Genomic DNA, 9,891 nt, shown 5'->3' with positions numbered 1-9,891 from the left:
TCAAATGCGCCATCGTTGCCGCTATGAGAAAAATCCTCATCTGTATGCAAAGCCTTCTCAACAAACCAGACTTTCTCCCTGACAATCTTTCGAAAAATGATCCCATTTGCGCTTGATTTAATCACAGTTGCTTTAGTCCGCCCCGTTGGAGTGGTGTGGTTTCCGTATTACCCCGCGGCTCTAACTGGACCCACCGACCCTGTAGCCGAGCGAATACGTGAAGCTCCCCTCCAGGGTGCTACAAAGAAGCGAACCCGGATTCCCTTTCATAAGATTGGCTGTCCACCCGATCGGAAGTGAACGCAAAGTTCACCCACCCCCGTGGACCGCTACCAACCGGAATGGATGAAGCTGAGAACCCATCCCATCCTGAATGCGAAAATACAAGTCGCGCCCTGACACTTTTGCCTTCAACACCCTGTCGAGTCCTCGGTCTGCAGCTGGGATTTTGAAAACCTTTCCCTCCTCCAGAGAAATTTCGTCGATTTCATCGGTATCAAAGAAGAGATGAAGAGCTTCGAGCTGGTTTCGCTCGAATTCCTGCCATTGTCTCAAAGTTTCCACCTGGTCGGTTTGGACCTGACCAACCTCCTGACGAAAAGAATCGATGGCTTGGTCCATGTCTCTCCAGGTGCCGATGTAGTCCTTCAACCTTTTCAGGTAGGTGAAGTTTGCCTCTCGAATGAGTTTCGAACTACCAGAGCCTGGCATGTTTCCAGTCCGCTCCGTCCACTTACGATGAGTCATCTCCAGAAGTTCGATCTTGGATGAGATTGATTTGATATCAATGTTCCCGACGGCGAAGCGAACTTCTCGCAACAGATCCGGTGTGGTGCTCCGCTGAATCTGCTTCGTGTAATAGGTATAGTAGGCGGAAGGGGCAGTGGTTGCATAACCAGAACCAGCGTACGCTCCTCCCCGGTAGTATCTTCTGCGCGAGGAGTATCCGTCACTCGTGACCACATCAGGCGTTTCTGTCTTCAGGTCCTCAATTTCCGGCTCAAATCTCTCTGCCACCATTTCTTCAACATCGAGCCGCTCCGCGTTGAAGAGATTCACCAGAATCCCTTCTCCTTTTCCGAGAATGTTCTTGATGTCCGGATTCAGGTCACCGACCAGCAGAACCGGTGGCTCCTGGAGAAATCGATCCCAGCTACCTGTAGTCAGGAAATACTCTAGATCTCCGCTCGAATCCTGATCTTCGGTCGACGCCCCTGACGCCCCAACTCCGACCAAAAGGGGAATCAAGCAAACGAGCCCCAAACACCTACCAACGAACGCCGACATCGCTATTCTTTTGACTCGTTTTGTTGAAGTCGTCAAGGTCCGACCGCTCCCTGAACACTCCATGAGCCAAAAACGTTACACCTCTCCCGCCTCCCTTGAGAAGAAAGGCCCAACGAAAGAACAAGAACGCTTTCTTCTACACCACGGCATCGTTTCCGGCCGGGTCGTTGGAAGACTAACCGAGGAGCAGGCCGCTAAAATGATCCGCACTCACCAAAGAAAAAATTTGTGGGTCAAGACCTTGCGAACTTTCATCCTACTCTTCCTGCTCGGAGCAATCGGCGTGATTGGGTATGAGGGATGGAAGCATTTCTCCACGGACTCCGCGCAGACTATTCCAGGAAACTCCGAAAGAGGAGTATCCTACGTTTTGGACACGGGTGATTGGACCCAATGGATACAAAACGACTCCACCCTACTGGTGACTCCTCCGATTCCAGAGGATCTACGTAATAGTCTTTCCCTCCAAAACGAACTCTTCCGTGATGTCCTCGCGGAGCGAGCTAGCAATGAGCAGTTTACCGGCGAAGTCGGTCTCGAGGAACTGAAAAGTCGTTTTCCCAGCGGGGAAGAGGTTTCCGCTGCTTATCAATCGACCACCAATAGATCTCAATCGGTCGCAGGAGGTGGCTACGCTTCTGCGGGGGGCAGCTCCGTCACCTATTCGACAGTTGGAACCAAAGGAGTGTTAAAATCTTACCTGCAGCGGTATTCCGCACGAGTGGCCCAAATGCGTTTTGCAAACTTACAAGGGCAGGCCGAATCGATGAAACAGCGCATCGAGACCGACATCGAACAATTGGAGGCACGCTCGATCAGCGGGAACTCGACTTCAATGGGTGCCCAGTCCAGAGCCACTCTCCTTTGGCTGAAAAGCGACCTGATTCCCTACACAGACCAATTGATCGCTCTCGCGAATAGCGCAGAGCAGCGAGTTGCTTTGGATCGATGGATCTCCTTTGAAAGCTCCGAGAAACCCGGTTTGGAAAATGATGTCGATGCAATAACCACAGCAACTCTGCCCTTCAAGCCGCAGGAGTCGTTTACCGTCGCTGAAGACTCGACGATTCTTCTGAATGCCAGTGTTGGAAACCGCAGAATGGTAATCCTACCCGATCCTCAGGGAGCGGTTCGCCTCATTCCGCAGTAGGTTCCGTTCTGGTTGGGAGGCTGTAGTCTGCTCCAGATCGAATTTCACAACCCTGCCCAGTGGTCCTACTCTTGCAAAAATCACTCTAGATGGAACAATGCAGAGCTGTGAGTAAAAGCAGTGCTGAACCATTTTCTCTTGTATCCAACGCTCGACTACATGGACGGGATGGATTCTTCCACCTGACTATTAGAGATGGACTTCTGGAGAAAATTGAGGCTTCTTCCGAGCCGATTGATCCAGCGGAAGGCTTCGACGCCAAAGGGGGCTTGGTAACCCCTCCCTTCGTAGATCCCCACTTCCACCTCGACTCTGTCTACAGTCTAGAGGAAACGGGCCAGAACCGTTCCGGTACACTTCTCGAGGGCATCGCCCTCTGGAAGGCCTACAAAGAGTCCCTCACCCCCGAGCAAATCATCAACCGAGCGCGTCGCTACTGTGAGGAAGCGATCCGCTTTGGACTTCAGGCCATCCGTAGTCATGTGGATGTTTCCTATGAAAGTGGGGCTGGGGTCAAAGGCCTTCTGGCCCTGCAAAAAGAGTTTGCCGGCAGGCTGGACATTCAGTTGGTCGCGTTTCCCCAGGATGGTCTTTTCCGGAACCCGAACGGTGAAGCGTGGTTACTCGAGGCTCTCGATGCCGGAGTCGACCTGATCGGAGGTATTCCGCATTTCGAACGCACCTATGAAGAAGGGGCACGATCAGTCGATTGGATCTGCCGGACAGCTGCAGAGCGCGGGATCCGCGTCGACCTCCACTGCGACGAGACCGACGACGGTGCTTCCCACCACATCGAGACCCTTGCTGCCAAAACCGTCGAGTACGGTCTCGTCGGCAAAACAGCGGCCTCCCACACCACCTCTCTGCATTCTGCAGAGGATGCATGGTTTGCCAAGCTACTGCCCCTTCTCGTCGAAGCGGGCATTACGGTCATCCCGAACCCCTTGATCAACCTGACCCTTCAAGGCCGGTTCGACGGCTACCCGAAACGCCGTGGGATTACCCGCATCCCGGAGCTGGATCAGGCAGGGGTTCCCGTCGCTCTCGGCCAGGACTGCGTCCGCGATCCATGGTATCCACTTGGAACAGGCAACCTTCTCGACGTGGCCCATTTCACGGTTCACGCAAGCCAGATGACCGGAACGGAAGAGATGGATCGCCTCCTGCCCATGATCACCACCCATGGGGCCGACGCAATGGGCCTTGAAGGCTACGCCCTCAAAGAAAATGAGCCAGCCCACCTCCTCGTTTTCGAAGCGGAGACCTTCAGTGAAATTCTGCGATATCGCTCCAAACCGAAACTAATCCTCCGCGGAGGCAAGGCCGTCGGGTAAGTGGTCTAGAGAGTATCTAAATCCTCCATTCGCGATTTATAACATCTCCAGCTCATCCAGCGGGCTTACGGATTTTTCCGCCTGATCCTCCATCACGTGAAGGTAAACCAGGGTCGTTTCTACCGTCTGATGACCCAGAAACCGCTGCACCGTGCGATTGTAATTGCACCGTAACCTCAACAGAAATCACTTCCTTCAGACCCATCCTATCGTTCTAGCTGAAAAAAACCTAGATGATACTCACTTGTAGGCACTTACGGAATTCTTTTAATTTCGGATTGTCCGCTGAATCCTTTCCGTCAATACTCTCGTAGTCGTTTTTCAAAAACACTATCCACACTGTTCGTAGTGAAGGAATAAAGACAAAGAGAACCACTCCGACGCAGGTAAATGAATCTTTTGAGGACACTGAAGAGAAACCACCGAGACGCTGAGAAAGTAATCCAATGAGTGAAGAGAGAACTCCAGCAGGACGCACACACCACTCCTACAAACCCGTCGGCATAGGTAACCCGGTGTTATCGCCCGTGAAATCGACAACCCACAGAAATCTGGACCTCTCGGGCCGGGCCACCTAGCCTCCACGCTCGCAGAAAAGGACATTTATCTTGAGAACAAAGACTTCTCTGACAATCTAAACCCATGTCTCGAACCGAAGTCATAGAAGCGGTTGATAGCCTCTCACGTGAAGATCGTGAATATGTTGAGGCGTATCTTCGCGCTCGGAATTTGAGTGAAGACGAACAGTTTCAACTAGAGAATGGCAAGCGCCTTCAGGAAATGAAAGCGGGACGGGGGTTTAAGTCGGAAGAGACTCGGCAACTCCATCAAACCCTCAAGGATAAAGGTCTTTAGGAGCCATGTCATCCTACGAGTTGATGCTCTCTCGTCAGGCCACCGAACGCTTTCTGCGGATGCCGATCAGGGAGCGACAGAAGCTCTTCGATTTCTTTGATCGTCTCACTCTGGGTCACTACGCAGAAACGGAACCGGGATTTACTGACGATGAAGGCCAAAAATTCAAGGTTCTTCCCGTAGGTAGGCTGACGATTACTTTTTAAATCAATCATGCCGATCGAATGGTATATATCACGGCACTTGAAGGGTAGACTGGGCGCGAACAAGAAGGCATAGGCAACCCGATGAACGCGCCCGTGAAATCGACAACCCACAGAACGCTGGACCTCTCAGGTCGGGTCGCCTAGCCTCAACGTTGGATTAGAAAATGAACCGCATATTCGCATCACTGTCGCTAACTATGGTTTTCGCGATTTGCAGCTACGCGAAAACTCTTAACGAGATGGAGCTTTCGGAGATTCGTTCTCTTTTCCAAGATCACTTAGACAAAAGCGGAATAGAAGGAATTGTTCTGGAGGGAAGTCGATCCGAAGCAAGAGTTGCGACCCTTAGCAACGACGGAAGCCTTATTGCAGCCGGATTCGGAAAGAGAATTTCACCTATTCCCAATAAACCAAATTTTACCGACTCAAAGGTTAAGATGTACTCGGCAGAGAACTTCGAGACGATTGCCGAACTTACTACATCTGAGCATGGCATTCCCTACTCGATGGAGTTTAGCTCAGATGGGACGCAGTTGCTTGTAGGCTACGAAGAGGGAGCGATCCTTTGGGATCTGGAATCAGCACTTCCAGCATCAATCTTCTTACCGAAGGCTCCCACAGGATTCGACAATCCACCACCAATGAGAATAGATGCATGTGATTTCTCCAATGACGAAGAACGCGTCCTACTCGCAGGAGGAAGCGTAGTTTCGGTCTATGAGGTAAAAAGCAAAGAAGAACTCAATTACTTCCGAACACCATGGATAAAGTCGGCATCTTATCTACCCTCAGGAGACATTATCACAGGTCACGCTGGAGTCGCTAACGATGTCAGAGTTTACGATCCGACGACAGGTGACCTCAAACAGTCATTTAAATGTAAGAGTGAGATTATATCTGTCTCATATGACTCTACTGATGGAGTCGCCAATATTGCTGCGTTCAACCCTGAGAATCATACCGTTATCGATATTTACACGTGGGATCTCGAGGGCGACGCACCCTCGAAAGAACCTTTTTCGCTAGTCGGCCACAAAGATAATGTCACTGCAGTTCAGTTCATGCCATCGATCGGCTCGATTCTTACCTCAAGCTACGACCAAACAACTAGAAGATGGGATGCTGGAACCGGCGAGTTGCAGTCGACTTTTCAATTAGAGAATGCCCTAGCTACCTTTCACTCGCTCGCTATCATAGAGAACTTTAACCCGATAGCCCTGCCAATAGAATAATCCAACCAGTCGGTGGTCTCAATTTCTTTTGCGCTCCGCGCTTCAGTCTTGAGACACCTCGACGTTCGAGAAGAAGAAAAAGGAATTGAACAAGCTTTTGATGTCGTGCTGTTGAAGTGAATACAACCGCTTGAAAAGAATACCAGCAGGATGGAACAGAGTTTCACGCAGAGGCACGGAGAGAACCAGTCTCTGTGTGCTCCGTGACTCCGTGAGAGAATGGCATTTGGATCTGCCTCCCCGCTCCGGGTCTTTGCGTGTTGGCGTGAGACCTCCCCACTCCGACTCGAACAAAACGGCATAGGCAACCCGATGAACGCTCCAGCGAAATCGACAACCCACAGAACGCTGGACCCCTCAGGCCGAGTCACCTAGCCTTCACGTTAGGCAGACAAAGTGAATCGCGCTATAAAATGTATTCTCTGGCTAACCGTGGGGCCTGCCATATCTATAGTTACAGCTTGGTTCATCTTTTGGTTTCTAGGCTTTGTTGTTGGAGGAGGTATTGACATCGATGACCTGAATCCTCCCTGGCAACAGAGTGTAGCACAATTGTCCCTTCCGATCGGAGGTTTGTCCTTTGTCGTAGGCACTTTTTTCTCACTATTTATGGCACTCGCCAACCTCAAAGAGTCAGACGGAGAGGATGCCTAACAAGGCGGGTAGTCAACCCGAGGTTAAGCCCATGTCATCTGCTTGATCCTCTACGGCTCGGGTCACTACCCTCGACATTCAGCGAAAGAAAATGGAAACCTCCTTCACACAATTGAACACGGACTGGAACGCAGAGCCAAATGCACCTTATCCAGAAGTAAAGATTGAAGGCGACAAGCTAGAGCTGATCTTTGATTTGAACTACCTTCAGTTCTGTCAGTTTAGCGAAGACCAAAAAGGAAGAATTGAATTCGATGGAGTGATTCGATACCGGCTCGGCCAGACAAACGATGAAGGTTGGTATGATGGCCAGTGTAGGTTCAGCAAGATTGCCCCTAACTGGGGAGAATTTTATCTCATCGAAGGAGATAGCAGAATGAGTGAATCCCCCGATGATTGGGTCATAGTTGGAGAATCTGATTCAGAAAGAAATCACTACCTCTTTTACCTCAGAGACGAGACTTTTGAGTGCGTAGCTGAGTCTTGGAGATTTGAACCCCTCAAAGCTGAACAAGGCGGTAGTGGCGACGCCGGCTAGCGCCGCCGTCGCCACACCTCCACGGTCGATAAAAATATGGTCGCAAGTTTAACGGCTGGATGGTTCTCGGTCGGCGCATCAATAATTGTGTCATTCTTTCTTTTTGTCTTGTCGCGATGGGCTGGCGATGCAGCAGATTCACTTTTGAGAGGAATGCCATTGCCGATGATTTCCTCGTGGTTCTACCCTCCCAGCCTTTGGCCGTACTTTTTCCCGTTGATTGGAGGATTCTCTGCGTTCTTTTGCACGGTCTGGAAAAGGCGGTCACCTCCCGCTTGGACTTTGTGTGTGTCAGCGAGCTTCGGAGTAACGTTTATTTTCATGGTCGTGTTTTTCTTTTCCATTTTATTACCATGGACACATACATTTTCAGTCCAAGAACTGGGGCCATGAGATCGAACCAGTCAGCGGCGTAGGCAACCCGATGAACTCGCCCTTGAAATCGACAACCCACAGAACGCTGGACCCTTCAGGCCGGGTCGCCTAGCCTCGATGTTCGGGATACAGATAGTGGGCCTACAGACTGACAGATTAATCAAAGTTCTCGACGAGTTGATATCCCTACTCGTATCCGATGACGAAACTCACTGGTCAGCATGGATGAACAAGGCGAAAACTAAATTGCGGGATTCGGACTACTCTGGCATCGAATATTTGCTTGGTGCATACGGCGGTATGGGATCCTTCAATGATCTTATTATTTGCCAGAAAATAGAGAACGGAACTGTTGTGTGGACCGACGAAAGTAAAATGAAGAACGGCAGGTTAGATGCTCTACGCTCGCAAGCTTGGGAACTAGCTGATTCCATCAAACGCAGCCATGAGGGAAGATAAACCTGAACAAAACGGCGTAGGCAACCCGATGAACGCGCCCATGAAATCGACAACCCATAGAACTCTGGACCTCTCGGGCCGGGTCGCCTAGCCTTCTTTGTTAGCTAAAAGAATGATAAAAAAACTAAAGTCACTCCCCCTACCATTAAAGATAGTTGCATGGCTAAATATCGTCTTAGCACTTTGGACAGGCATTGAGGCCCTAGCCTACTCAACCAGTATTCCGATAAACGAAACTATCGCTAGTGGAGTTTCAGTCATTTTGTGCTGCCTTATCGTCTTGGGAATTCTACAGGCCTCAAAAGTAATAAGAGTAATAGTTCTCGTCCTATCATTCTTGAACCTAGCCTTCTTGTCTTTGGGTTTCCTTGCCGCACTAGCCACTATCGGAGTCCAGGCATTCATGGTGGTAATCCCACTGGCAATAAATGGAATTACTGTATGGGGATTATTGGCAGCACCATCGAAGGCGTATTTCGCAGAAGCGAATCAGGTCCTCCCACCAGACACTAAACAAAGAATGAGCTAACCAGTCGAGATAGCCAACGTCTAGGCTGCGCCTAGCCGCGGCTACTCTCTACGTTGGGTGAGAAAACAGAATGAAAATTCTTAGAAGAATAATGTATGGCGTCTTGATGACCTTCGTCTTTGCTCTCCCTATTGTATTTTCACTTAACGAACTATTTGGGTGGCGAGGGGCTGTTGCGGATAAGGTAGCAGAGTCGCTATTAATACCGTTTCTGGTTAGCGTCTCGGGTGTGATGTTCTGGATCTACGCATTTGGCGATGAAGAGAGAAATTGTTCTAGATTCGCGCTGATGAGCACTGGTATCGTCGTTCTAATTTTCTCACTGGTTGCCATCCCTACTGTCGGATGAACAAAAACCCAACCAGTCCGGGTAGGCAACTCGCTACCGCTCGCGCCTACCGTCGACGATCTCAAAGGGAATGAAAAAGGCAATTGATGTAGCTGTAGGTTTCGTTTCTCTCTGTGGCGTGGTGGTGGGATTGCTCACGGCTGTTTTTGGCTCTCGCGGTGACATCTCGCCATCGGAAGCGGCCGTTTGTCTCTGGGCGGGAATTGCGTTGACCATATTAGGGCTTTTGGCGTTCTTCTTTTCGATTCTGCAAAGAGAGAAGTGGTTATTAAAAGGGGGTCTCGTCTTTATCCAAATGCTCGTCTTTGCTTCTATCCTACGCTTCGGACCATAGCAGGGATAAAATCAAGACGGCGTAGGCAACCCGGTGTTATCGCCCGTGAAATCGACAACCCACAGAAATCTGGACCTCTAGGGCCGGGTCGCCTAGACTCGACGTTCAGTAATAGAATGAAAGTTCTGGCACTATTTCTCTCAGCAATAGCGGGATTCTCTATCTGGGCTCTATCAAAACCGATTACAGGCCAAGTTGAACCATGGGATGCCTCAGCGAGTTATTTGCCACTCGGAATACTTTTCTGTTCGATCCTTCTCGCCTTGGTTTTCCGAAAAGAGTCTTTGATGGTTCCCCTGGGAATATTAGCTGGGCAGATGGTCTTTCTCTTTTGGCATCTTGCGAATGTCGGGGGCGACCCGCTTTTCGGGATTGGGCTTAGTATTATCCTAGTCTTAACGGCTATCTTCTCACTTCTACCAGCATTTCTAATATCGAAGATTGGGACTGAATCGGGTAGCGAGGGGGAATGACCCCCCCGCCCCCACACCACCGGCCATACGGGTCCGTAGCACGGCGGTTCCGAAGAATCAGTGACCGAGAATCAGAGCTTTGCTTGATCTCGGTATTTGAAGGTGATCCAGAGGTC

12 protein-coding genes are annotated in these 9,891 nt (G+C 50.3%); 10 read left to right on the top strand and 2 right to left on the bottom strand.

The features are described 5' to 3' along the window. Positions 1 to 309: 309 nt before the first annotated feature. A complete protein-coding gene (locus AAGJ81_16065; GenBank protein MEM0967664.1) occupies positions 310 to 1,287 on the bottom strand; it encodes a hypothetical protein in 978 nt (325 codons plus the stop codon). 61 nt (positions 1,288 to 1,348) lie between these two features. Between AAGJ81_16065 and AAGJ81_16060 the strand changes: the two genes are divergently transcribed. The 7 genes from AAGJ81_16060 to AAGJ81_16030 all read left to right on the top strand — a co-directional run bounded on the left by AAGJ81_16060 (position 1,349) and on the right by AAGJ81_16030 (position 7,256). Continuing rightward, positions 1,349 to 2,437, top strand: coding sequence for a hypothetical protein (locus tag AAGJ81_16060; GenBank protein MEM0967663.1), 1,089 nt, complete (start codon positions 1,349 to 1,351; stop codon positions 2,435 to 2,437). A gap of 89 nt (positions 2,438 to 2,526) precedes the next feature. Next, a complete protein-coding gene (locus AAGJ81_16055; GenBank protein MEM0967662.1) occupies positions 2,527 to 3,771 on the top strand; it encodes a cytosine deaminase in 1,245 nt (414 codons plus the stop codon). A 642-nt stretch (positions 3,772 to 4,413) separates the two neighbouring features. Continuing rightward, positions 4,414 to 4,626 (top strand): hypothetical protein, encoded by a 213-nt coding sequence (locus tag AAGJ81_16050; protein MEM0967661.1) that lies wholly within the window; start codon positions 4,414 to 4,416, stop codon positions 4,624 to 4,626. Between the two features lie 5 nt (positions 4,627 to 4,631). Then, positions 4,632 to 4,832 (top strand): hypothetical protein, encoded by a 201-nt coding sequence (locus AAGJ81_16045; GenBank protein ID MEM0967660.1) that lies wholly within the window; start codon positions 4,632 to 4,634, stop codon positions 4,830 to 4,832. A 164-nt stretch (positions 4,833 to 4,996) separates the two neighbouring features. Beyond that, positions 4,997 to 6,064 (top strand): hypothetical protein, encoded by a 1,068-nt coding sequence (locus tag AAGJ81_16040; protein MEM0967659.1) that lies wholly within the window; start codon positions 4,997 to 4,999, stop codon positions 6,062 to 6,064. 396 nt (positions 6,065 to 6,460) lie between these two features. Then, positions 6,461 to 6,718, top strand: coding sequence for a hypothetical protein (locus AAGJ81_16035; protein MEM0967658.1), 258 nt, complete (start codon positions 6,461 to 6,463; stop codon positions 6,716 to 6,718). Between the two features lie 91 nt (positions 6,719 to 6,809). Continuing rightward, a complete protein-coding gene (locus tag AAGJ81_16030; GenBank protein MEM0967657.1) occupies positions 6,810 to 7,256 on the top strand; it encodes a hypothetical protein in 447 nt (148 codons plus the stop codon). 182 nt (positions 7,257 to 7,438) lie between these two features. On the opposite strand, the gene AAGJ81_16025 is transcribed toward AAGJ81_16030, so the two are convergent. After that, positions 7,439 to 7,579 carry a hypothetical protein gene (locus tag AAGJ81_16025; GenBank protein ID MEM0967656.1) on the bottom strand — a complete coding sequence of 47 codons (141 nt, stop codon included), beginning with the start codon at positions 7,577 to 7,579 and terminating at the stop codon, positions 7,439 to 7,441. Between the two features lie 623 nt (positions 7,580 to 8,202). Between AAGJ81_16025 and AAGJ81_16020 the strand changes: the two genes are divergently transcribed. The 3 genes from AAGJ81_16020 (at position 8,203) to AAGJ81_16010 (ending at position 9,775) form a co-directional block, all read left to right on the top strand. Then, a complete protein-coding gene (locus AAGJ81_16020; protein ID MEM0967655.1) occupies positions 8,203 to 8,619 on the top strand; it encodes a hypothetical protein in 417 nt (138 codons plus the stop codon). Positions 8,620 to 9,038: 419 nt separating this feature from the next. After that, a complete protein-coding gene (locus tag AAGJ81_16015) occupies positions 9,039 to 9,302 on the top strand; it encodes a hypothetical protein (GenBank protein MEM0967654.1) in 264 nt (87 codons plus the stop codon). 116 nt (positions 9,303 to 9,418) lie between these two features. Then, positions 9,419 to 9,775, top strand: coding sequence for a hypothetical protein (locus tag AAGJ81_16010; GenBank protein ID MEM0967653.1), 357 nt, complete (start codon positions 9,419 to 9,421; stop codon positions 9,773 to 9,775). Positions 9,776 to 9,891: the final 116 nt, after the last annotated feature.

It is taken from the genome of Verrucomicrobiota bacterium, assembly GCA_038744685.1.
In the GTDB taxonomy this organism is placed as follows: domain Bacteria; phylum Verrucomicrobiota; class Verrucomicrobiia; order Opitutales; family Puniceicoccaceae; genus Puniceicoccus.
The sequence above is the reverse complement of the archived record's forward strand: the minus strand, read 5'-3'. Positions and strand labels throughout refer to the sequence as shown.